Below are 23,936 nucleotides of genomic sequence, written 5' to 3' on the forward strand. Positions count from 1 at the left end.
GATTTAACTCACTTTTTGGTTGCACACCTACAGAGTCTTCATTGAAATCTTCATCAACAGATACTAAAAATAAAGGTAACTATTCAGCCTGGCACGATTTGCCTATTGGTACTGATTTCATCGAAATAGAGATGTCTGCTCACTAACAATCTAACAATCAAAAAAGCAATCAATAGCAACAATCAAAATAAATGATTCTAATGAAATTTACGTTTCAACTTTTTGTCAAGATTGTTATTGATAGCGTTTTTATCAGGCTGAATAGTTACAAATAAAGATTTGCCAATATAACATTAGAAACTACACGTCAATGCTGCTTTGTCTGTATGTTTAGCAAAAACAGATTAGTTAATTTCGAAAAAGTTGGAGGCTTGAGGATGAATGCACTTGGAAATATTTCCTATGCAGAAGAAATGCTTAAACATGTCCCAGGTAATAATCAGATAGACTTGTTAATTGTAAATCATCCTCACATTCATAATTGTTCTGATAGCATATATATTTTTTGAATATTTGATATTAAATCAAGTACATTTGTGTTATGTTTCTAATCCGGATAACTTTGATCCATATACCCATCCCATCACTAACATAAAACCACAGGATTCCTAAAAAAACCAAAAGGAATTTCAAATCAAACTCTTCAAACTGTTAGATCAACTATCATTTAAAAATTTATACATTACATAAGCATCTACAAATCCTTTTTCAGGGTGATTGAAAGCTTCTGGCAACCTGCCTACAATTTTATAACCTAACTTTAACCAAAGATTGATCGCTTTTAAATTCGTGGAAGCTACAAAATTAAACTGCATAGCTCTATAGCCAAGTTTAGTTGCTTCTTGTTGAGAATGTTTACATAAAAAAGTTCCAATCCCTTGCCCTTGTGCATTGGGAGCAACCATATACCCACAGTTACAAACATGATTTCCTTGCCCGCTATGATTTGCTTTGATAAAATAAGTACCTAAAGTTTCTCCATCTTTTTCTGCCAAATATGTGTGTTCTGGTTTCTTCATCCAAACATGCAAAGCTTCTTCTTTACCCATATCAACAGGATATTCATAAGTAGTCCCTTCCATTATTATTTCTTTTATCATCGGCCATATTTTGTTAAAATCATTTTCATCTATCTTTCTAATCTTTAATTTTTCATTATTAGGTTGAAAATGTTTTCTTGACATATACACTCGTCCTTAATTTTGTCAAATCAAATTGAGAGGAAACGATTTACCACACCGGGCATTCTGCCTCAGTGTAATTTTCATAATTATGGAATCCAGGAATCCATCATTTCATATTCAGCATCCTCAAAACCAATTCCATTGTTAAAAAAATGACCGGCATATTCTGCCGGTAAAATTATACATCTGCAATTGCGACCCTGTCAAACTCTTCCATTATCTCATTAGAAGGTTCCTTTTCCAGCATCGTTATGAGGATGATCACGATGCATGAAAGTGCAAAACCAGGTACTATCTCATACAGATCGAATATTCCCCCAGAAAGCTGTTTCCAGATGATAACCATAAGCCCACCGGAGATGAGTCCCCCCAGTGCAGCGTTCTTTGTCATTTTCTTCCAGAACAAAGAGAAAAGAATCGTAGGTCCAAAAGCAGCTCCAAACCCTGCCCATGCATATGACACAAGATCCAATACTGAACTTTCTGGATCCAATGCAAGGTAGTATGCTACAACAGATACTAGAACAACAGCAAGTCTTCCCATCCATACAAGTTCCTTTTCACTGGCATCCTGTTTGAAAAGCAGCCTGTATATATCTTCGGTGAATGCAGAAGCTGAAACAAGCAACTGTGAATCCGCAGTACTCATTATGGCTGCAAGAATTGCTGCAAGCAAAAGACCTGCAAGCAAAGGATGGAAAAGTTCGTTAACCATCAACATGAATATCGTCTCGCTTGATGCACCGTCGAGTACTCCCGGGAACAATGCCATTCCTGTTATTCCAACAAAGACGGAAAAAGCCAGAGATATGACCACCCAGATCATAGCAATAAGCCTTGCCTGCTTAATCTGGTCAGAATGCTGGATAGCCATGAACCTTACAAGTATATGAGGCTGACCAAAGTATCCCAGTCCCCAGGCAAGCAGAGAAACAATAGCTACCAGAGAGATAAGGTCTCCACCAGATGATGTAAATGGATTCAGAAGCTGCGGGTCTATTGACCTGATGATATCCACAGTGGAACTATATCCTCCTGCATTGCGCATAGCTGTAATTGGTACAACTGCAATGGCAAATAGCATCAACATTCCCTGGAAGAAATCAGTCCAGCATACAGCCATAAACCCGCCAAGGAATGTGTAGGTTATGACCACAAAAGTACCGATGGTCAGTGCTGTAGTATAAGGCATATCAAAAACCGTGCTGAAAAGCTTTCCACCGGCAACGAGTCCTGATGATGTATAGAACAAGAAGAATACCAAAATAAGCAAAGCAGAGATGATCCTGAGTGCCTTGCTCTGATCCCTGAATCTATTCTCAAGGTAAACCGGAATGGTAATAGCATCCCCCGCTACCTGAGTATATTTACGCAGGCGCCTGGCTACAAATTTCCAGTTAAGGTAAGTTCCCAGCGCAAGCCCCACAGCTATCCATATGGATTCCATTCCTGCTACGTAGGCATATCCGGGAAGTCCAAGCAATAACCATCCACTCATATCCGATGCTTGAGAACTCAGGGCAGTCACCCAACTGTTCAGCTTTCTTCCACCAAGGATGTAGTCTGACAGATTGGCTGTTTTCCTATAGTAAATCGCACCGATACCCACCATGAAGAGGAGATAGAGTACAAAAATGATTATTATGGATAATTTTTCTGATAACAAACAACATCCCTCATTATAAGTAACTGTATTAAAGGGAAGTTTTTACATTATTTAACCGTTTCTTTTTACCAATGCATTAAATTAAAGCATGATTTTGAAGGGAATCAACATCAATTCACCAGGGATGTAAAAGTAAACTACCTATTCAACAATATGTTCAGTTCGCAATATTCAGAACTTCATTAGCCATTAACAAATCACTTGTAACTGATACATCTATCAAAACCTATCAATTTCCATCAAATTGATAAAACATAAGTAAAAGTCCTCCTGCACAGCAGATATAAAGCAAGACAGTAGAATACTATCATAAGAGGAATAGTACGATGCCAACAAAATGTGCTTTATCTGAAGAGCTGCCTGTTGATGAATATCTGGTAACAGAAGAACCTTACTACGTACCTGTGGGTAACGAAGTTGAGATATTCACAGCCGCGTACAAAAACCTGCTGCCGGTGAACCTGAAAGGACCTACTGGTTGTGGGAAGACACGGTTCATGGAATATATGGCTTACAAATTACAACGTCCTCTGATAACAATTGCCTGCCATGAGGACCTCACTGCAACAGACCTTGTGGGACGGTTTCTGATAAAAGGAGACAACGTAGAATGGAGTGACGGACCTCTCATAAAAGCTGTGAAATGTGGAGCAATATGTTATCTTGATGAAGTGGTGGAAGCCAGGAAGGATACCATAGTAGTCATACACCCGCTCACCGATGACAGACGCATAATACCTATCGACAAGCTCGGAGTAATAGTCAAAGCGCCGGAAGAGTTCATGCTTTGTGTTTCGTACAACCCCGGTTACCAGAGCATTGTCAAGGACATGAAACAGAGCACAAGGCAGAGATTTGTTGCAATTGATTTTGATTATCCCCCCGCAGAGCTTGAAAAGCAGATCGTTGCGCATGAAAGTAAAGTCGATGAGAAGACCGCGGGCCTGCTCGTGGAAATTGGAAAGAGCATCAGGAACTTCAAACATCATGGACTCGAAGAGGGAGTGAGCACCCGCCTGTTGATATATGCAGGCAAACTAATCCGCGAAGGTATAGAATCCAAAGAAGCCTGCAGGATAGCCATGGCAAAACCCATAACTGACAATCCTGATCTGCAGAGAAGCATTGATGAGATCATCGCTGCCATTATGGAGTGAGTGAATACGTGGCAGAAGGTACAGATACACAAAAGCCTGCCACAACTGGAAAGACCAATGAACTGATAGCAGCCTATTTTCCAAAACTTGAAAGTTCTGAAATTTCCAGATTAGCAGCAGGGTTTGAAAACTTAGATGATGATGAGCTGGAAGCAGTCCTTCATGCCGGAAAAGGCGCACTCAAGCGTGGCATGAGAGTACTTATAGCCTTTCTTGGTGCTGCGCCACATGTTTATGGATCCCTTGAAAAATATGAATTTGAGAGCTGGCTCTCCCTTGCAAGAGAAATCTCGAAACTGAGTGTTTCATGTTGTGAAGGATTCTTTGATTCCTCGCTGGCAATCATAAAAAAAGGCGGTCTTGAACTTCTTGAAAACTGGACCAGCACAGGAATTTCGCTCTCCAAACAGAATAAATGGATAGCAATAGCCTACTTCAAACATACCGGACAGGTAATTGTATCCACAAAACCTGAAATGTTTCAGGAGCTTGTGGAAAAAGGAAGAAAACTTGGAAATTTCAACGCAAAGGTTGCAGAAGCCTACTTTGAACACCTCATCCACCTGCACTTATTGCTCACACCGGAGAATTTTACTTTATTCTGCCACGTCACAGAGCGTGTCATCAAAAGCCACTGGCTCACTGCCATAGAGCTCATAAACCTGATAGAAAAGGTGCTTCCAAATGTCCGGCCACAAAGGAGAAGAGAAGTTCTTGCTTCCATGGACCGTATGCTGCAATTTGGTGAAGTCCCTGCAATGACATTATTGAGGAATGCAGGAACCATTATGGAAAAGGCTGATGAGGAAGAGTTTGCATTCCTCATGAACATCGCAATTGACCTTGCTGATACAGATAATAAGAGTGCTAAATCCTTTTTGAATACTATCCCACATTACCTTGGTAACCTGAAACTGAATGAAGTAGAAGGATGGAAAGATAAAGCAATATCCTCCTTTTCGGGTAACAAACAGACACTCAGGAATTTCATCAGAACAAGCCTTGCACTTGGAAAACACCTGGAAGATACAGACAGGGATATCAGGTCAATACTCATAGACAGAGGTATCCTTCTGGCAGATATCCAATCTGAATGTCTTGAAAGTTATTTTGAAAATACTTCCGGGGCATACAAACTGCTAAGTAAAGAGATGTTTGATGAATGGGCAGGAACGGGAGAAGGAATCGCAATACAGAACCTTGAACTGGCCATGGATTATTTCAAAACATCCATACAGGCATTAAGCAAAATACCCCCGCAACAGCATGAAGAGATATTCAGGATTGCAAATGCACTCCTTGCAAAAGAGGGCGCTCTTTCCAGTGCTTTTTTTGAGAATCTCAGCCCATTTGTTGATAGAACAAAACCAGAAAATGCAGGGAAATGGATAGAGATCGGACTGAAGGTATATGAGAAAGACAGGAAACTGGCATTGAATTTCTTTTTCCATTCACCTTCGATCCTTGAAAAACTTAACATGGACGACCTGGAAGATTGGACACTGAAGGGTCTGGAAGCTGCTGATGAGAAAAAACCTGCTGGAAAAGCCTATTTCTCACTCGAATCCAAAAGTTCCAGAGAACTGGTTGAAGAACTCACAGGTGCAATCACTCTTAAGAAAGTGGCAAATGTGTTGAGATATTATGCTCTGGGACTTTCAGGCACCAATTTCATAATACGCTCCATGGCAACATTGCCACTTCAGGTAGATGTACATGGCATGAACCCCATCATAGCAGGAAATACAATCTACCTCGCACCTAAAATGGAAGTTTATGAGGATATTGAAGATAATTTCAAGATATACAAGTTGAGTGTAATGCATGAGGTTGGACACGTTCGGTTCAGTTCGGTGGACATCCCTTTTGAAAAAGCCGCTGCAATGACAGAGAAGATAAAGGGGAAGTACTCGCTTGAAAATGAGGGAGATACTCTTTCACAGGACAGGGAAAATAACGACCATCCCGATATAATTGACATACTCTCACTTTTTCCTAATCAGATACTGGCTGCAACCATATTGGGGATACTGGAGGATGCACGTGTCGAGTACATGATAATGGACCACTTCAAAGGAGTGCGCTCTGACCTTGAGGATGTGCGCCACAGGATGCTTGTGACAAGACCTGCACCAGAAGATAGACTTGATGAATTCATGGAGGCATTGCTGTGGATTTCCACCGGACATGAACCTGCGTTTGAGATTAGTGAGCCTAACAAAGGAATCCTGAAGAAAACCCAGAAAAAGCTGGAAGAGAACATATTCAGGGAAGATTCAAGCACATTCTCATCCCTTGAGCTTGCTTTAGACATCTATGACCTGCTTGAAGAATACTTTGGCCCTCTTGGACAAACGGAATATGAAATGCTGGAGAACATCGGTTACCGGGGAATGGATATCGGTGCCACTGGTTCTGCGGACCCGATGATGACTAAATCCTGTGAGAATGTCATTAAGAATTTCATACCTGAAACTGAGTCAGACCTGACCGCCCAGGAAGAAAGACCGAAGGAGCAGGCCACCAAGAAACCCACTCAAGCCCTGAATAAGAATTGGAGAGTGCTTGGAAGCTACAAATACGACGAGTGGGACTCATTAATCAATGACTACAGATCAGAGTGGAGTACGATAAATGAAATTGAACCTATAGGCGGTTCCACATATTACTATACCAAAGCAATGGAACGCTACGGGAATGAGATAGCACTCCTTAAACACACTTTCAGTTTGATGAAACCTGAAGCTTTCCACCGGATGAAGCAGCAGAATGATGGAACCGAAATAGATATCGATGCTTTTACAGAATCACTCATCGCAAAAAGGTGCGGAATCAACCCAGATGATGGGCTGTATATCAGGTGGGATAAGCATGAAAGGGATGTTGCAACCCTCTTTCTTGTGGATGTCAGTGCCTCAACACGCAAGATACTTGGAGCTGATGGCAGGAGCATACTGGATGTTGAAAAAGATGCACTCATAATCATGAGCCAGGCGCTTGAGAGCATCGGAGACAAGTACGCCATCTACGCATTTTCAGGAAAGAGCCGCGAAGATGTTGAGTATTTTGTGATAAAGGAATTCGATGAAGGACTCTCGGATAATGTGGCACGCAGGATAAGCCTCCTGCAACCTGAATCCAATACACGCCTGGGACCTGCAATCCGCCATTCCATAAAGAAACTGGAACAGGCTGGTGCAAGGACAAAAATGCTGGTGCTGCTCTCTGATGGCGAACCCTATGATAGGTCAAAGGGAGAGGATTCATATCAGGGCGACCTCGCACAGGAAGATACAAGAGTTGCCATCAGTGAAGGAAAAAACCAGGGTATGCACTTCTTCTGCATAACTGTTGACAGGAATCCCGGAGAGTACCTTGACAACATATTTTCCGATGTCGGATACACGATAATCGATGATGCTCTTATGCTACCGGAGACGTTGCCTTTGTTGTATAAGAGACTGACAACGTGAGAACTTATCAATTTATCGAGTTTTGACAGTAAATAAAAATGGGAAAAGGAAGATTGGAATCAAAAAACAAGACTCCAGCCAGACCGTACTTTCCTGCCGGCATACTTAACCTCATCCATCAATGTGCCCTTATTATCGTACAAGCTGATCTGCCCTCCACTATTCGCAAGAATAACACCTTTTCCGGACAGAAGTATACGCGTACCTGAGCCTGCACTGATATCGCCTTTCAGCAAGGATTTTCTTCCCGGTCCATCCTGAATGAACCAGCCATCGAGATCAATATCATCAGGAGAGGCATTGAACAGAGTTATGGCCTCTTTGCCCATATCAACACCTATGGGATTGACAAGTGCAGCAATTATTTTGACCGAGCCTGCATGAACTATGTTTTCAGGCTCTATTTTGGATTCTTTACATGGTTCTGAAGTAATCTTTTTCCCATCAGGCAGACAGTGACCAGTTGACTCATCTGTATTGAAACACTGGGACTGGAATGCAAGGAAAATAGCAATCCACCTGTCCTCTTCCGTCAAATGTATGAGCAGGCCTCCATCCTGATCAGGAGCATCATCACCTGTCCACTTAGGAGAATTGCCCTGATTCATGTGAATATCATGGATACCACTACCGGGCCTGAAACCAAAGAAACTATCAGAAAGGAAAGATTCTGGCCCCCATCTTTCACCAAAAGCATAGATCATGCTGCCGTTCATACTGATGGCTTGCTTCACGTATTTCTGTATGAGCTCATTAAGGTCATTGGAAGGACCTGGAATATCGCATTTCAAAGGCAGCATCTTTGACACATCAAAGAGTCCGCCACGAACATAATCCAGACGTATAGCCCTTGAGGTATTATCAAGTCTTTTATATCCCATTCCAAGGTTCTCAAGTTTTTCAGTGATTGGATGACTGAAGTTGTCATCTACAAAATACAGTATCTCAGAAGGAGAAACCTTAGAACTGACATTAACAGCAACACGATGCTCATGTTTGCCATCATGTACTAGTACCTGAAAATGAGAGCTTGTACCTTTTCCACATTTACAGTCCTTTGGCTTTCCTTTTAAAACCCCGTAGTTTTCAAGAGACATGATGGAACTTACTCTGCACCAGAATTAAAAGTTTTCTATTATGAATGGGAAATTGTAGGTGAAATTTATAATGTTATACTTTGTCGTCATTTTTGATGACACACGTACATTATCTATTAATAGGAAGAGAGTACCGGGACTGATGGGTTGCTACTGAACAAGCTGCGCTATGTGCCGGATGCAGAACAGGGGCATTTAGCAAATGCCCGAATTAAAATTTCCGATTAGCCACCATAATAGAAAGATTTCTTCTTTCACCCTTTTCAAACATGAAAATACAGATTTTGCATATAAATAAAAAAGGGTTTTCAAGAATGCTGTTGGAAATTTTTCCTTTACTTGGCAGTTTAAATATCTTATTTACGATATTTAATGGAAGCAATACCTATCATATCTCAGCTTAATATAAATAAATTTAAACACATTTATATTCTAACAACATAGTGAGTTCTTATTTAGAACAAGAGGTAATTGTTAATGCGTTATCAAAAAAATGCATGTTGGATTTTCGCGCTTTGTTTGTGCATTGTTTTCTGCGGCAATGTATCTGCAGATTTCCCTTGTTTTTATAACGTATCTAATGCCACAGCCAATTATTCTGTTGGTGTCCCTGTTTATGAAATTTATTCTGACACTAAATATATAGAAAAAAATGTAAATGAAGGTATAAAAATAAATTATTTCATCACAGGTGTTGGACAAGTTGATACTAATAAAATAAGAATATCGATTCCTTCTGATATTAGCAAGGAAAAAAGTGTTAGTGTCTATACAATTCAAGCCAATTGGTCAGATATTGAGCAGGGTAAAGAAAAAAGTCAGTATGAGACACGTTCCTTTAAAGAAGGATCTCAATTAGCAGGAGCTTTGCCAGCGTATTATTTTACAAAGGACGATGATAATTTAGCTCCCTTTTTTAATTATGGGGGAAAACCATGGCAGTCCTTTAATAATACTTCAAGGGTAGCTCCGTGGCAAGAAAATGGCGGACAATTGGTAACTCCTCTATCTCTCGAATTTCAAATAGCAGATAATGCGAATCCTGGTAATTATGAAGTTATGTGTTCTATGAGCATGACAATGTGTGGTATTCTACACAAGAAAGCGTAACAGTGCATGTAAAATCTAGGTATGAACAAGAATGGGTTAAAAACTTGGGAATATTTGTAGGAGCACTTACGATTCTCTCTATTTTACTATCGGGATATTCAAGCATCTCAACTAAACATAAAATATCGGATGAATCTAAAAACAAGGATAGGAACAATAGTGAACCAAAAGGTAGAAGAAAATAGTAATATTTCCTTCATTATGAGATTCCTTCGTCTTCGTAAGTTTCAACGAAATATTCATCATCAGCTATATTACCAGAATCCTCAAAGAAAGCATTAAATCATTTCCTGCCAAATCTTCATTGATAATATGGCAGAAGAAACAAAAAATGCAAAAGACGTGAAAGGATTCCAGCCAAGAGCCGTTGTCTATGCAAAGAGACTGGATGAGGACTTCTCAGAAGCTGTGGCAGGATTCTACAGTTCAGTATGGGACGAAAGGGAAGGCGGTCTTTCCAAGAGAAATAAGCATTTGATGGTATTCGCCATTGCCTGCGCCAATCAAAAAACAAGTAGTGCCGTGAAGATACTTCAGAGATTGAAAAAATACGGTGTGACTGCCCAGGAGATCAAGGATGTCATGATGCTGGCCGCATGGACCGGTGGAATACAGAATTTTACCACTTTCACCCCAAAGATACTGGAAGAGATGAAAAGGCTGGAGTTCTGAACTCCACCCCACGTATCAGCTCAGAACATAAAGTGGGATCAGAAAACGAATAAACACGTATATCTGGACCAGAAGGATCAAAGGCATTCCAATCTGAAAACTGGGATGTCTGGTCTTGTGATGGAAAAAGTACATCCCTGCAATAGAACCGACACTGCCACCGGCAATCGCCCACAGGAAGAGATTTTTTTCAGGTATCCTGTATTTATTTTTTTTTGCTTTTCTTTTGTCTATCCCCATTAGGGAAAATGCTACTATGTTTACCAGTAGCAAATACATAAAAAATATAAGGGATGTGTTCATAGCCTTTATTTCACGATATGCCGTATAAATTTATCCCGGAAAGCAATTACAAAATAAAATAAGCTGTTTGCCGGGAAAGACAAATAGGAAAATTTCTAATTTAAGAAAATAGAATTGGGTGGTAAAATATGACAAAAAAATGGCTGATATGTATCATACTATTAATGCTTGCAGGAGTATTCGTTAGCGGATGTGCCGACAATGCAGAAGACACCGTTGTAGATGAAGTAGAAGAAGCATCAGAAGATGTTGTTGAAGACTTTGAACCTATAATTGGTGAAGCTCAGGACTACGCTGTAAGGATGGAATACTACGGAATGATGAAACCCTCTGAACTTGAAATAAACAGGGGCGACTCCATAGCGTGGAGAAACTACAAACCACAGAACACATATGTGCTTGTCAGTGATGACGGCCTCTTTGACGATCAGGAAATGGATTCCAACGACGTCTATACCTATACATTCATGGAAAGTGGGACCTACACATTCAGTGTAACAGATGTTCCCGACATGACACTTAGTGTTACAATAAGATAAATTTGAGGCTTTTTGCCTCAAATCAATATTTAATCAAATGCCCTTATTCCTCTTTTTCAAAATCAAGTGATATGGAATTCATACAAAACCGCTCACCTGTGGGTTTAGGTCCGTCATTAAAAACATGACCCAAATGGCTTCCACATCTGCTGCAGAGGACTTCGGTTCTCTCCATGAAGAGGCTTTTATCTTTTTTGCGCATAACCTTCTCTTCAGATATGGGTTTGAAAAAGCTGGGCCATCCGGTTCCTGAATCAAACTTTGTGTCCGAAGTGAATAGCTTCTGTCCACATGCTGCACATAGGTAGATACCTTCCTCCTTGTTCGCATAATATTTGCCGGTAAAAGGCGCTTCTGTCCCCTTTTGTCGCAATACAAGAAACTGATCGTTCGTGAGTGCTTCTTTCCATTGCTCATCGGATTTCTTTATAGGTTCTTCCATTTTTAACCCCCTATGAAAAAGTGACCATATTAGCATAAATAGATAACGTGATTGGCAGACAATTTGTAAGCCAGACATCATTAAACAAATATAAACAGATAAATATAAATATTGTTTTGGAGAAATTTAATATTGTTGAACTAACAAATAAACACATGGGAATAGTTCATCATTTTGAGTAAAATGAACGGGGTAATAGCATGTCGGATTGGATCACATACTATCAGGAAAACAAACAGAGTTCGTTGAAGAGAATCAAGAACATGACTCTTTCTACAAGATATAGCAAAGAACTGGGTTGCTGGGTCAACAAATACCTTGACCCTTTTTCAGTTGCAAAGAGTATATCGATCGCAAGAAATGAAACTCAGGACCCTTTTTCAAAAATACGCATGGAAGCTGAGAAGGACCTTGAGTTCACACTGCTTACTGCAACCAGCAAAGACAGGAACAATACTGACATCATACTTTTTGAAAGCAATCTTTTGCTTCTGTTTAACATTATGCTCCGGCACATCAGGACAGCATAAGATCAGAAAGATAAAACACTTTCAATTAAACGGAAAAAAAGTGTTCCAGACACAATGAAAGAAAAGGATAAATACAACAATCCAGTCTATTAGTCCCATCCCTTTTTCCGGGAAAGAAGGCTGATCATTGCACGAACGAAGTAGACTCTTAGCTGATGAAAGTATAGGCAAGCTCCTTTTCAAGTTATCCGCACCTGCCACCATAGGGATGTTAGTCATGGCTCTGTATAACGTGGTAGATACTGTTTTTGTAGGTCAGGCACTTGGAGAGAACAGCGTACAGGGTATCGCAGGAATTGCAGTTGCATTCCCTATAATGATGGTAGTCATGGCCATTGCACTTGCCATTGGCATCGGTGGTTCTTCCATGATCTCACGAAGCCTTGGTGAGAGGAATATTGACAGAGCTGAAAATGTAATGGGAAACGTGCTCTCCCTTGTCCTGATAACAAGTGCATTCATCTGTATACTAGGAAGCATATTCATCACACCCATACTGCAATTGTTCGGGGCTACTGACACCATTCTTCCATATGCCACAGAATACCTTAGAGTGATACTCTACGGATCCATATTCTTCATGTTCGCACTGGCCATGAACAATGTGGTGCGCGCAGAAGGGAATGCCAAAGTTGCAATGTACACCATGCTGGTATCAGCTCTTGTAAACATCATACTTGACCCGTTTTTCATCTTCGGGTCAGGATACATAGAATTCAATTTTCTTGCTGACAAACTGGGAATCATAATCGAGCCCTTATACATGTATGGTTTTGGAATGGGGGTAAAAGGAGCAGCTATTGCAACTGTTATTGCCCAGACTACAGGAGCTATCTTCCTTGTGTGGTATTTTGCCTCAGGCAATTCCAGCCTGCGATTCCATACTAAAAATCTGATACCAAAATGGGACATTACCAGGGAAACCATTTCAATTGGAATGGGACCCCTTACAAGAAATGCATCCGGCAGTCTTGTCGTAATTGTTTTGAACAACATACTTCTGGCTTACGGCGGAGGAGATGTTGCCATAGCAGTTTTCGGCGTAATCAACCGTCTGTTCATGTTCACTTTCATGCCAATGTACGGGATCGTACAGGGATTACAACCGATAGTCGGATTCAATTATGGTGCAAGGAACTTTTCCCGGGTTATGGACTCTGTTAAGCTCTCAATGTTTGTTACAACCGCTATGGCAATTGTGGGTTTCATAGTGTTTCTGGCCTTTCCTGAACAGTTGTTCAGTATATTCACCACTGACCAGCAACTTATTTCATCGGGGAAATATGCAACACGTATAATAGTATTGGCACTCCCGCTTGTAGGCTTTCAGGTAGTTGGAACATCACTATATCAGGCGATAGGAAAAGCACGCCCTTCATTTTTATTAGCCATGAGTCGACAGTTATTGTTCCTGATACCCCTTGTGATAATCCTGCCACGTTTTTTCCAGCTGACAGGTGTATGGATGGCTTTCCCATTATCAGATGGTCTTGCGTTCTTACTTACCTTTGTGATGGTGATAAAAGAGTTCAAAATATTGACGATTATGGATGAGAATATCACCTCATCCTGAACTCACAATACAACGCATTTAAAAACCATCAGGACAATTCTCAACGCATGTCACATGAGAAAGGCCCCTTTTGCTGATGATACTTGATGGATGGGGCTACACGGATGAAAAAACTGGAAATGCGGTTCTCGCTGCGAGAACACCGGTACTTGACAACCTTGTTAAAAAGTATCCTTCCTGCCTGCTTGGAGCTTCAGGCAACTCTGTAGGACTTCCCGAAGGCCAGATGGGAAACTCGGAAGTCGGACACCTTAACATTGGAGCCGGGAGGATAGTTTACCAGGACTATACCAGGATAAACAAAGCAATAGAAGACGGATCTTTTTTTGAAAATCCAGTCCTTCTTCAGGCTATTAACAATGTTAAAAAGAGCAATTCATCACTTCATGTTATGGGATTGTTCTCATACGGTGGCGTACACAGTCATATGAGTCACATGAGAGCACTCGTAGAGATGGGAAAAAGAGAAGGCCTTGAAAACGTGTATATCCATGCATTCCTTGACGGAAGAGATGTGCCACCACAGAATGCGCTTGAGGACATGAAAGCCCATGAGGAGTTCTGCCATAGCACCGGCATAGCAAAGACTGCAACGGTTTCCGGTAGGTATTATGCAATGGACCGCAACAAACGCTGGGATCGAATAGAATTGGCATACAACGCACTCACAAACGGCGAGGGAGTCTTTGCAGAAGATGCAGTATCAGCAGTCAGCCAGGCATATGACAGGGAAGAAAATGACGAATTCGTCAAACCTACCGTTGTTGTGGATGAAGAAGGAAAACCTGTTGCAACAGTGAAAGAAGGAGATTCGTTAATATTCTTCAATTTCAGGCCGGACAGGGCGCGTCAGTTGACATATTCCTTTGTACAAAAGGACTTTGAAGGCTTTGAGAGAAAGGCAAAACCTGATGTGTTCTATGTATGCATGACCGAGTATGATGAAGAGCTGGACGTACCTATCGCGTTCCCGCCTGAGCGCATAAGTAACACTCTTGGAGAAGTACTCAGCAAAGCCAACATGAAACAGCTTCGTATAGCTGAAACCGAGAAATACGCCCATGTAACCTTCTTTTTCAATGGGGGGGAAGAAAGGCAGAGTAAAGGAGAAGAAAGATGCCTTGTACCATCCCCAAAGGTATCGACATACGACCTGAAACCGGAAATGAGTGCCTATGAAGTAACTGACGAGCTTGTGAATAAAATATTCAACGACAATTATGATGCCATAGTCCTCAATTTTGCCAATATGGACATGGTAGGACATACAGGAATCGTCGATGCAGCAATAAAAGCCATTGAGACCGTTGATCAGTGTGTAGGAAAGATTGTCGATGCCATTATGGAAAAAGGCGGTTCCGCCATCATAACCGCTGACCATGGCAACGCTGAGAAGATGATAGATTACAACACAGGAAAGCCACATACTGCACATACATCCAATCCTGTAAGGTGCCTTCTGGTAAGCAGTGAGGAAAAAATGACATTACAGGATGGAAAACTTTCAGACATAGCTCCCACAATGCTGGATATACTTGGCATAGAAAAACCTGAACAGATGACAGGCGTCTCACTCATTAAAAAACAGGATTCAAAGAACTAAAACCATTTATCCAGAGTGCTCTGGCCGCCTCCAGAAGAAGTTTCCAGGCGTTCCAGAGCCTTTACCACCCTGTCATTAGAAAAATCATGTTCACCACAGAGGAAGGAGATTACTGCTTCGGGATCTGGTTTGCTCCATTTCAGAGAATAATCATCAGTCACATCAGGAGATTTGAAGAACTCCTTGATATCCTCAAGGTGAGGAATCTCCAGATCCTTTGCCTTTAGAATATTTTCTATGCTTTCATGCTCCCTGATGAGTTTGAGGGCTTTTTTAGGGCCGATTCTCTCAAGTCCATCGTTGTAGTCAGTACCAACACAAAGAGCAATATCAATAAGTTGCTCATGATTTATCCCAAGCTCGGCAAGTGATTCATCCAGATTTATAATTTCGGGTTTGACATCAACATAGATATTCTTCCCCGGAAGTTTCCTTTTCCCTGAAACTGTCAGATTTCTTACTACAGAAGGAGCACCAAACAGCAAGGAATCATAATCCTGAGAGCCAATCAGGTCTGCATCCCCTTTTCGGACCATGTAGGCCGCCTGGGCCTCACCTTCAGAAGGTGCATCCACGAAAGGAATACCCATTGCACCAAGTAGTTTCTTTGAGTCCCCGACTATTGTGGCATCAACCTTTGAGGAAGCCTGAGCATACTTGTACGCCTCTTCAGCATGCCCCTTTTCCCGGGCCTCAGTCGATTTTATCCGTGCACTCTCGCGGATTTCAGCACGTTTTTCAATTGTCCGGGATTTCATTTCAGGAGGCTTGCCGTCAAAAACAAATACCGGCTTTACTCCGGCTTCCATAAGACTCGTGAGCCGGTATAGTATTCCTGAAAGATGGGAAGTGATATTTCCGTTGGAATCTTTCAGGGGAGTACCATCCCTCTGACGTATAATGCTTAAGAATTGATAAAGTGTGTTAAAAGCGTCTATCGCTACTATATCTAAAGAAAGGTCAGATACCTCGATCGTGCTCCTCTTAAGGAGATCTCCTATATCGACACCCATGTAAAATCAAAATTGAGTCAGCAAAAACCCTGATTCAGAGTTCGCTTGTTAGAAGTCCATTGCATTCAAGTCTTACATCGATGACCGAATCATCGTTAGCATCTATCTTCCCCACTCTTAAGATGTTCCCCACCCGATCAATAAGATTTGTCTTCGTAATCTGTACCTGATGAATGTCGCTGTTGTCATTGTTCTTGTGAACAATGAGAAGACTTTGTTCTGAGGATTCATTTTTTCCCAGTTTTGTAGCGATATTCTTAATCAACTGTTCAAACTCGGAGTAAATCAGAATTTCAGAACATTTCCCAGCCTTTTTAATTATTCCTACCGGTTCTAAATTAATGCGCATTTACGCACCTCTGGTTAGAATGGAAAACATTGAATTCCTGTACGTAATACCTTATTAATATGGTTTTCGGATTATAGCACGGTCGCTAAATATACTTATCACCTATATCTAGTCCTGTCCATAGAAGCTATTATATCATCCATCCTGAAAAGAACCTCATTAACTCTGGAATCCAGGTTATTTTCAACACTCTGGATATTTATCCTCAACGAACGTTCTTTTGCTTCAAGCATACTGTCTATTTTTCTAAGGCGCATATCGACCGAAAGAATCATAGCAGCCAAAGATCCCACCATAACGATGGCAGATAGCACGATCAGAGCATTTGCCGGACTGTATTTGAATCTTCCAAGCCACTCATAAGTCAGAACAAACGCAGACACTACCATTACGATTGAGAATATTATATCTCGGCTTTCCATTATTGTTCCCTCATAATAATATGTGCTTTTTTACTATTTATATTATTTAACACTATTTTTTTAAAAGAGAATACCTTAAATACTGAATAACCATTTAGTATATTTAAATAATATTTGACTATTTATATATTTGGAGTTGCAGATTTGAGTTCTGAAAAGACAGTTTTAAAAGATTATGCACCAATGCTTGTAATGGCAGGCATCATACTGGTAGTACAGATTACAGCACTGCTTTTAGCCACGCCTATGAGTGCAAATGATATGCAGGCATTCGAGGACCCGGACTCAACTGCAAATAGCATCTATTACATAGGAGTTATCCTTGTATTCACATTTCTGTTATTAATAGCCATAAAAAGAGGAATGCAGTGGATCATACAGCTTACTATACTGCTTGCAGTGGCCTCTACAATGTATTATGTGTTCTTCGCCTTGCTATCACTTACCGGGTTATCAGCTCTGGCCAACAACGCAATATCTATGGCCGTTGCTGCGATACTGACGCTGTTACTCTATAAATTCCCGGAATGGTACGTCATAAATACTATCGGACTTATTATCGGTGCGGGAGCCAGTGCCATATTTGGTATTTCTCTTTCCATAATACCCGTAGTAATTCTTCTTTCACTCCTGGCAATATACGATGCAATAGCCGTATACAAAACAAAACATATGATTGACCTTGCCGAAGGAGTAATGGACCTGCGCTTACCCATACTGTTTGTGATGCCAAAACACATGAAATATTCCTTTATTGAGGACTCTTTCAAAAAGAACGAAGGTGAGGAACGGGAAGCTTTCTTCATGGGTCTGGGTGATGCTATAATGCCAACCATACTTGTAGTATCGGCAAACGTTTTCCTGACCGATGTATACCGAATAGGAGGATTCATAAATATCCCGGCATTGGGAGCCATGATAGGCACCATTGTAGGATTTATTGCGCTGACAGTACTGGTAATGAGAGGAAAACCACAGGCAGGATTACCATTTTTGAACGGCGGCGTAATCCTGGGTTACATTGCAGGCGTCCTGATAGGAGGAACACCCTTCTATTAATCTCTTTTTTTATTAGTCTTCAGGAAATTCAGAATTTATATTGCATATAGTACATTTGGAATCAGCCATTCTTGTGTTGGATTCGTTGAACACTGTATCTACTGAACGCGTACCCTCTGCAAGAACAGCAGCATTGGAAATTGTGGATGCTATGAGGATGGAGTCGAATATCTCTTCTTTTGATACGCCAAGTCTCTTGGCAACCCTTACATGAGTTTTGAGACAGTATTCACACCTGAGTGCAGAGGAAACAGCTATGCATATCAGTTCGACTGTTTTCGGGTCCATGCGCTTAAACTCACGCATGACACTGTTCTCGTATATCATTCGTGGGATGAACAGTTCCGGCATGTCCTTCATGAAATTCACGATATAGGGAATTTCACCGTAGCGTTTTTCCACATCTGTGAGAATATCTTCCACAGCTTCGTCAGGCTCTTTGTCAAGAATTTCTTTTATTTTTTTCAAATCCATAATAACCACATGAATAGATATTAAGCAGTAAACCCTACCTCGGACTCACGTTTGATTTTGACCAATATATAATTTTTCATTTTAGAAGGAGTTATCCGTGCAAGATCAGAAAGCTTTATTCCTTCATCGAATTCAAGGTCTTCTATCTTTTTATGGAACTCCTCATATGGAAGTTTTACCCGAAGGCCGTCAAGCTGCAGGGTTATCGGAGCAGGTGAGAGCACGTCTTCTATCTGAGGGACCTGCTCATGTATCTCTTTCATGACCCTTGGCGGCAATACTGCAAGAGGATCCTTCGCAATTTCCTCACGCATACCTTCTACGACCTCGCCAACTTTCTGGTTCATAATATCAAGTGAGTCAAGTTCACCACTTTTCCTCAGACGATGGGCAACCCTGCCAATACCTCCGACATACATGTCAGCATTTGCAATGTCTTCGGTCTTAAGGTCACGGGGTCCACCTGTAACGATCTTGGGAACGATTACACCTTCGAGAAGTTTTGGTTTCTTATTCTTGATACAGTCACTGAAGGTCCCGAAGGAAAAAACTGCAATATCATGTTCATTGATAAGTTTCCGCTCATAATCTGCAGAAAGAGCAACCCTTCTGCCCATTCCCCTGGCAAGGCCAATCATATTCGTGTTAGCACCGTCCCTGCGGAGATGTTCTGCAACATCACACGCGGAATGAGGCAGGTGATGGGAAGCCAGGGTAGGAGACACCACGGCTATTTCCGTGCCTGTTAGCGGAGCCTTTGTGAGCTTACCTAAAAGCTTCTTTCCAAGCTCATCTATAAGATGAACGTCATCGCGGGGAATAAGCATAGTCAGTGTAACTTCAGTTGCAGCCGGGACCTTTTGGATAAGATAACCTCCCAGGTCTTCCAGAAGCTCGGTTATCAGTGTGTGCTTATGGATACCACCTTCATAGATATACGGTTCAAGCACTGCAGCCATTATTTTTCCTCCAGTATTTCCGCAAGAATTTTATGCCCTTCCTCTATCCATTCGGGTTTCAGGGTATCTTCACTGGCAACGAAAATGAAATGATTCTCTTTCATGGAATGATAACGAACCCTGAAGCCCTCAGGAGTTGACCTTATTGCCATTTCCACCAGTCTTGAAAGCAGAGTTTGTTTAGGATCAGCAACTATCATCTCCTTAAGGAACTCGATCTCAGCAGATGTGTCTTCAGCATTCATTATCAGTGTCCTTCTCTCGGGCTGGAAGACCTTTGCACGTCCATATCTTGCCCAGAGCAGTTCAAGTAATTCAGGCAAATATTTTTCCTCCGTGAGAGAGATCTTTACCTCTTTTTTCGCAAGGTTACCGGCTTCAACACTGCCAATATCAGATACTTTTACAGTGGGCTGGCTGCCTCTTAAAATAATGGCCATCTGAAAAAGGGAATCTTCGGGCCTGATAACAACCTTTATCCGCCCTATAGCTCCTCCCAGCACAAGCTCTGAGATTACATCCGAAATGATGCTCCTGTAAGCTGCACCTTCTTCCGGCACAGGTGATTCCACAATGAAGGTCTCAAGAGCTTCCATAGGAGTTATTCCTCCACATATCCTGATGCAAGCAAAGCACTTCCCACCGCACCGATAAGGTGAGAGTTCGGAGGAACAAGCACTTTTATCTTAAGCAGTTCGCTAAGTGCCTTGGGAACACCTTCAATAAGGGATGAACCGCCCACAAGAATAAGTGGTTCCTTGACATCCACTTCCTGCAACTGCTGTTCGAAAATCTGTTCAACAACACTATGACAGGCAGCAGCAGCAACATCCTCAGGTGTTGCACCTTTGGCAAGAGAATTTACCAGTGACTGGATTCCGAAAACAATACAGTAACTGTTCATGTCTACTTTATCCTGCATACCTTTTACCGCAAGTGCCCCGAGTTCGGTGATATCTACACCCAGTCTCTTGGCAGTCATATCCAGGAAACGGCCTGATGCACCGGCACAGATACCTCCCATGGTAAACATGCCCGGTATGCCATCCTCTATGGATATGGCCTTGTTGTCCATACCACCAATATCAATAACAGTAGCTGAACCCTTTTGTTTATCGGCCAGGTATACAGCTCCCTTGGAGTTCACAGTGATTTCTTCCTGTACAAGCTGGGCATTGAAATGTTCGCCTATCAGGAAGCGACCGTACCCGGTTGTCCCTAAAGCCTGTATATCCTCACGTTTGACACCTGCTTCCTCAAGTGCATGGTCGAAGGCTTCAGTGGCACTTTCAATTACCTTTATAGTTGGCACCCAGCCGGAACCAAGGATCTTATCATCTTTCATTATCACTGCCTTGGTCGTAGTGGAACCCGAATCAATTCCTGCGGTAAGACCCGTCTGGTGTTCCCTTGCAAGCAGATGCCTGCGCCTTGCAATGGTAGTCAGGGCTTCCATACGTGTCATCAGGGTCGCGGCTGTGGTACGTTCGGTGAAAGAATAGCTGATAACAGGTAGATCCGAATGTTTGTGAATATAGCGTCTTACCTCGTTCCTGACTATGGCAGCCTCTGCACACCTGAAACATGATGTAATGAAAACACCATCCACATCTGCAATGCCCTCTACAACAGCCTTTGCCCTTGACATCATAAGACGCAGATCAGGACTTGCCGCCTCGATACCGAATTCCTTCCCAATTGTGTCCAGGGAAGAAACATCTATTTCGGGATATACAAGCTTGGCGTTGACAGATTTTGCAACAGATTCAAGTTCACCGTGCACTCCGGCATACTCAGAACCACAGGACACCAAGGCCACTTTTACAACTGCTTCGTCACTCATTCTGTTGACCTTCCTTTTCATTTTTAGGCAGGGATTTGAGGAACTCACCGATCTTGTACACGAATTCCTGACCCCCGTCATCAGATTCCGGAAAATCAAGCTCAAGGACAGGCATATCACGTTCCCTGATAAGGAACTTCGTCAATTCATTGGTGCGTGCACAACCCATACAGCCAAAAGCCATGGGTGTCTCACCGACAATGATACCAGCCTCAGCCTGCTCGATCATAGGTCCAACGAGAGCCATTCTTCCCCTGACACCTGCCGGAACCTCTACAGCCGCATACTTCAGACCTGTTTTTGGTTCTTCCGCAGTGATATTCAGGGGAGGTGAATCCACACCAACAGTTGATATCTTTTCCTTGATCTTTTCCATCATTGCAATAGGTGTGTGACCGAACCTCTGGACCAGGTCAGAAAGGATCAGACTGTTTGTAGGGTATATGATAACTTTTGCCATTATAATGCCTCATTGAGTAGATTCGATTATGTCCTGAAGATCTTTCACTTCAAGCCTTTTCTTGTGTTCGGTCTCCTTGAGAGGAACGTTTTTGTCATATTTATCGAGGGCTTTTCCAATCATTGGAAGCATCATTGACTCTTCCTTCAGGAAATAGAATCCAGGCCTTGCACCACCACCACGGGAAGCACGGCAGCGCCTTTCATCTCCCGGAGGGAAACCTCTCTCTTTTACAAAGATACGATTCTTATCAAGATCCACAACCTCGTTCACCACTTTATCCACAGCATCTCTGGGACCTGTGACCATGGTGCCAAAACATGTTTCCTTTATGACAATATCAGTATTAGATTCGTATATATGCATAGCAGCGTCTATCGGCAGTACATTGTCTGAGCTCATGACAACGAGTTTCGTTATGATATCTCCATTACCTTCACCCATTTTATTCCTCCCTGCTGCGTTCAAGGATATACATTACATCTCCGTCCTTGAAATGCTTGAGTTTATCAATTTCAAGTATCTTCCCGATAATATTAGTGTTTGCAAACCTCTCCCCTGTAGGTCCGAAAAGATCATCATCTGTAGTTTTGACACCCACCATACCGGCGCGCTTTGCAACCTGGTTCGTGACACCGATCTCACCTGAAAGAGTCTTTTTAGGGATGTTCTCGGGGAATATCTCCTTATATTTTTCAGCTGGCTTCTCGGCTTTGAAGATGTAAGTATTCTCATACGTCATCATTATAGGGAGGACACCAACCGGATTATACTGGAGACCCACGGCATGTCTGAAGAAGTCAAGTGTTTTTGGAGCAAGATCATCATAAAGCTCGATTGTCACAAGCATTTCCGGATCGACACCCTGTACAGTGACCTCTGTGCCCTGCATGATCCCAATCGTTGTTGCAGGTGTTTGTTTAACAATAAACCCGTCATCTTCCGTATAACCTTCCACGGTGATCCCAATTCCAAGAGAGATCATTTCCTCTTTAGCATCCTTATTGGTCATACCAAGCAACATTATTGGCTCTGGAGCCGAGTCTATCATTATTTTCTGACCACTCTGTGCCATCCTTACAAATTCAATGCCCTTGGTAACATGACCTATTACAGAGTGCATAATAGAGGATGTACGATCATCTATGGAAATGTATAGCTTTCCTGCGCCATATCCCACAGTCCTCACAAAAACAGACCCAGTTGACCGGGATTCAAAGTTCTCGTAAGTCACTAGCTCACCCTGGAACCGATGATCGGATATAAAGGAACTTGATACAAAATCTATGTTGAAAGTACCGTCCCGGGTTACAGCAAAAAAGAACTCTGCGCCCTCAGGTGCCAGGGAATCGATCTCAATTTCAACATATGTGAATATTTTAGAGCCACTCTCCAGTTTAACCGAAAGGTCTGTGGTACTGATGTGTTCACCTGCTTTCTCCCATTCGACAACAGGTTCTATTGACAATATTCTGTCGCCCTTGTCAAGGTCAGAAAGAACGTGTTTTCCGCTTATAAGTCTTGCAAATGTACCACCTTCGGGAGCACCATATTCTGATGAGTGTTTTGTCTTGCTAATAATGATATGAGTATTAGCGGCATCGCCGCCGCCTGCACCGAAAAGCAAAGTGAACCGTTCCATATCAGTACTACCACGGACAGGTTCCATATCCGTACTAAATGGCCCGAATGCCAGAGCATCTTTGCTCGTCCAGCGAACAGGTATGTCAATAAAATCGTTAAAAATAGACACCCATCTTTTTGAAGAAAGAGAGGAAACATCCAGGAGTTCTATCTTGAACTCACCTTTGGATGTCTTCACAAGGTATTCAACAGAAGCCTGTGACTTCAAGTCCTCTTTCTCGATAAGTATTCCTACTGCCGTACCTTTTCTGTGAGGGGCATTTGACACCTTAATCGCATCTTCAAGGGTTGAACCTTCCAGCAACTTGATTTCGTAACCATTGATCTCCACCTTAATTTCATCACTCGTGTCAAACACCTCCGT

General features: G+C 42.0%; 24 protein-coding genes. 9 read left to right on the top strand and 15 right to left on the bottom strand.

Going from position 1 to position 23,936, the window contains the following annotated elements; genetic code table 11:
• Positions 1-656 precede the first annotated feature (656 nt).
• Together V7O67_RS00840 and putP are read right to left on the bottom strand one after the other, a co-directional pair.
• Positions 657-1,184, bottom strand: a complete 528-nt coding sequence (locus V7O67_RS00840) for an N-acetyltransferase (protein ID WP_342303906.1) — start codon at positions 1,182-1,184, stop codon at positions 657-659.
• Between the two features lie 178 nt (positions 1,185-1,362).
• Positions 1,363-2,850, bottom strand: coding sequence for a sodium/proline symporter PutP (gene putP / locus V7O67_RS00845; protein WP_342303905.1), 1,488 nt, complete (start codon positions 2,848-2,850; stop codon positions 1,363-1,365).
• Between the two features lie 326 nt (positions 2,851-3,176).
• Here putP and V7O67_RS00850 point away from each other — a divergent pair, with 326 nt between their 5' ends.
• Positions 3,177-4,007: a CbbQ/NirQ/NorQ/GpvN family protein gene (locus V7O67_RS00850; protein ID WP_342303904.1), complete on the top strand. Its 831-nt coding sequence runs from the start codon at positions 3,177-3,179 to the stop codon at positions 4,005-4,007.
• An 8-nt stretch (positions 4,008-4,015) separates the two neighbouring features.
• Positions 4,016-7,480, top strand: a complete 3,465-nt coding sequence (locus V7O67_RS00855) for a VWA domain-containing protein (protein ID WP_342303903.1) — start codon at positions 4,016-4,018, stop codon at positions 7,478-7,480.
• Between the two features lie 59 nt (positions 7,481-7,539).
• On the opposite strand, the gene V7O67_RS00860 is transcribed toward V7O67_RS00855, so the two are convergent.
• The gene (locus V7O67_RS00860) at positions 7,540-8,577 is read right to left on the bottom strand and encodes a DUF2278 family protein (RefSeq protein ID WP_342303902.1); all 1,038 of its coding nucleotides are present in this window, start codon (positions 8,575-8,577) and stop codon (positions 7,540-7,542) included.
• Positions 8,578-9,054: 477 nt separating this feature from the next.
• On the opposite strand from V7O67_RS00860, the gene V7O67_RS00865 reads away from it, so the two are divergent.
• The gene (locus V7O67_RS00865; RefSeq protein WP_342303901.1) at positions 9,055-9,687 is read left to right on the top strand and encodes a hypothetical protein; all 633 of its coding nucleotides are present in this window, start codon (positions 9,055-9,057) and stop codon (positions 9,685-9,687) included.
• Positions 9,688-9,999: 312 nt separating this feature from the next.
• The gene (locus V7O67_RS00870; protein ID WP_342303900.1) at positions 10,000-10,359 is read left to right on the top strand and encodes a carboxymuconolactone decarboxylase family protein; all 360 of its coding nucleotides are present in this window, start codon (positions 10,000-10,002) and stop codon (positions 10,357-10,359) included.
• 15 nt (positions 10,360-10,374) lie between these two features.
• Here the strand turns inward: V7O67_RS00870 and V7O67_RS00875 are convergent, their stop codons facing one another.
• Positions 10,375-10,662, bottom strand: coding sequence for a DUF1294 domain-containing protein (locus V7O67_RS00875; protein WP_406670547.1), 288 nt, complete (start codon positions 10,660-10,662; stop codon positions 10,375-10,377).
• A 128-nt stretch (positions 10,663-10,790) separates the two neighbouring features.
• Here V7O67_RS00875 and V7O67_RS00880 point away from each other — a divergent pair, with 128 nt between their 5' ends.
• The gene (locus V7O67_RS00880) at positions 10,791-11,201 is read left to right on the top strand and encodes a cell surface lipoprotein (protein ID WP_342303899.1); all 411 of its coding nucleotides are present in this window, start codon (positions 10,791-10,793) and stop codon (positions 11,199-11,201) included.
• A gap of 43 nt (positions 11,202-11,244) precedes the next feature.
• Here the strand turns inward: V7O67_RS00880 and msrB are convergent, their stop codons facing one another.
• A complete protein-coding gene (gene msrB, locus V7O67_RS00885) occupies positions 11,245-11,643 on the bottom strand; it encodes a peptide-methionine (R)-S-oxide reductase MsrB (protein WP_342303898.1) in 399 nt (132 codons plus the stop codon).
• 200 nt (positions 11,644-11,843) lie between these two features.
• Here msrB and V7O67_RS00890 point away from each other — a divergent pair, with 200 nt between their 5' ends.
• The 3 genes from V7O67_RS00890 to gpmI all read left to right on the top strand — a co-directional run bounded on the left by V7O67_RS00890 (position 11,844) and on the right by gpmI (position 15,349).
• Entirely contained in the window at positions 11,844-12,173 is a 330-nt protein-coding gene (locus tag V7O67_RS00890) for a hypothetical protein (protein WP_342303897.1), read from the top strand.
• A 127-nt stretch (positions 12,174-12,300) separates the two neighbouring features.
• Positions 12,301-13,746: an MATE family efflux transporter gene (locus V7O67_RS00895; protein ID WP_342303896.1), complete on the top strand. Its 1,446-nt coding sequence runs from the start codon at positions 12,301-12,303 to the stop codon at positions 13,744-13,746.
• Positions 13,747-13,822: 76 nt separating this feature from the next.
• Positions 13,823-15,349, top strand: a complete 1,527-nt coding sequence (gene gpmI, locus V7O67_RS00900) for a 2,3-bisphosphoglycerate-independent phosphoglycerate mutase (RefSeq protein ID WP_406670548.1) — start codon at positions 13,823-13,825, stop codon at positions 15,347-15,349.
• Here gpmI and fen read toward each other — a convergent pair.
• The 3 genes from fen to V7O67_RS00915 all read right to left on the bottom strand — a co-directional run bounded on the left by fen (position 15,346) and on the right by V7O67_RS00915 (position 17,133).
• Entirely contained in the window at positions 15,346-16,362 is a 1,017-nt protein-coding gene (gene fen / locus V7O67_RS00905) for a flap endonuclease-1 (RefSeq protein ID WP_406670549.1), read from the bottom strand. The genes gpmI and fen overlap by 4 nt on opposite strands.
• 34 nt (positions 16,363-16,396) lie before the next feature.
• The gene (locus V7O67_RS00910; RefSeq protein WP_406670550.1) at positions 16,397-16,711 is read right to left on the bottom strand and encodes a hypothetical protein; all 315 of its coding nucleotides are present in this window, start codon (positions 16,709-16,711) and stop codon (positions 16,397-16,399) included.
• Between the two features lie 98 nt (positions 16,712-16,809).
• On the bottom strand, positions 16,810-17,133 hold the full coding sequence (locus V7O67_RS00915; protein ID WP_406670552.1) for a hypothetical protein: 324 nt from the start codon (positions 17,131-17,133) through the stop codon (positions 16,810-16,812).
• Positions 17,134-17,277: 144 nt separating this feature from the next.
• Between V7O67_RS00915 and V7O67_RS00920 the strand changes: the two genes are divergently transcribed.
• Positions 17,278-18,192 (top strand): presenilin family intramembrane aspartyl protease PSH, encoded by a 915-nt coding sequence (locus V7O67_RS00920; protein ID WP_406670553.1) that lies wholly within the window; start codon positions 17,278-17,280, stop codon positions 18,190-18,192.
• A 12-nt stretch (positions 18,193-18,204) separates the two neighbouring features.
• Here the strand turns inward: V7O67_RS00920 and V7O67_RS00925 are convergent, their stop codons facing one another.
• The 7 genes from V7O67_RS00925 to V7O67_RS00955 are packed head-to-tail and all read right to left on the bottom strand — an operon-like array spanning position 18,205 to position 23,930.
• Positions 18,205-18,666: a carboxymuconolactone decarboxylase family protein gene (locus V7O67_RS00925; protein ID WP_406670554.1), complete on the bottom strand. Its 462-nt coding sequence runs from the start codon at positions 18,664-18,666 to the stop codon at positions 18,205-18,207.
• Between the two features lie 20 nt (positions 18,667-18,686).
• Positions 18,687-19,625, bottom strand: coding sequence for a methanogenesis marker 7 protein (locus tag V7O67_RS00930; protein WP_406670555.1), 939 nt, complete (start codon positions 19,623-19,625; stop codon positions 18,687-18,689).
• A complete protein-coding gene (locus V7O67_RS00935) occupies positions 19,625-20,221 on the bottom strand; it encodes a methanogenesis marker 17 protein (protein WP_406670556.1) in 597 nt (198 codons plus the stop codon). Before V7O67_RS00935 ends, V7O67_RS00930 begins: the two co-directional genes overlap by 1 nt.
• Before the next feature lie 5 nt (positions 20,222-20,226).
• Positions 20,227-21,468, bottom strand: coding sequence for a methanogenesis marker 15 protein (locus V7O67_RS00940; RefSeq protein WP_406655776.1), 1,242 nt, complete (start codon positions 21,466-21,468; stop codon positions 20,227-20,229).
• Positions 21,461-21,928 carry a methanogenesis marker 5 protein gene (locus V7O67_RS00945; RefSeq protein WP_406670557.1) on the bottom strand — a complete coding sequence of 156 codons (468 nt, stop codon included), beginning with the start codon at positions 21,926-21,928 and terminating at the stop codon, positions 21,461-21,463. Before V7O67_RS00945 ends, V7O67_RS00940 begins: the two co-directional genes overlap by 8 nt.
• Positions 21,929-21,937: 9 nt before the next feature.
• Entirely contained in the window at positions 21,938-22,372 is a 435-nt protein-coding gene (locus V7O67_RS00950; RefSeq protein WP_342303885.1) for a methanogenesis marker 6 protein, read from the bottom strand.
• A 1-nt stretch (position 22,373) separates the two neighbouring features.
• The gene (locus V7O67_RS00955; RefSeq protein WP_406670558.1) at positions 22,374-23,930 is read right to left on the bottom strand and encodes a methanogenesis marker 3 protein; all 1,557 of its coding nucleotides are present in this window, start codon (positions 23,928-23,930) and stop codon (positions 22,374-22,376) included.
• Positions 23,931-23,936: the final 6 nt, after the last annotated feature.

Origin of the sequence: Methanolobus sp. ZRKC4 (assembly GCF_045291305.1) — an archaeon.
Classification (GTDB): Archaea; Halobacteriota; Methanosarcinia; order Methanosarcinales; family Methanosarcinaceae; genus Methanolobus.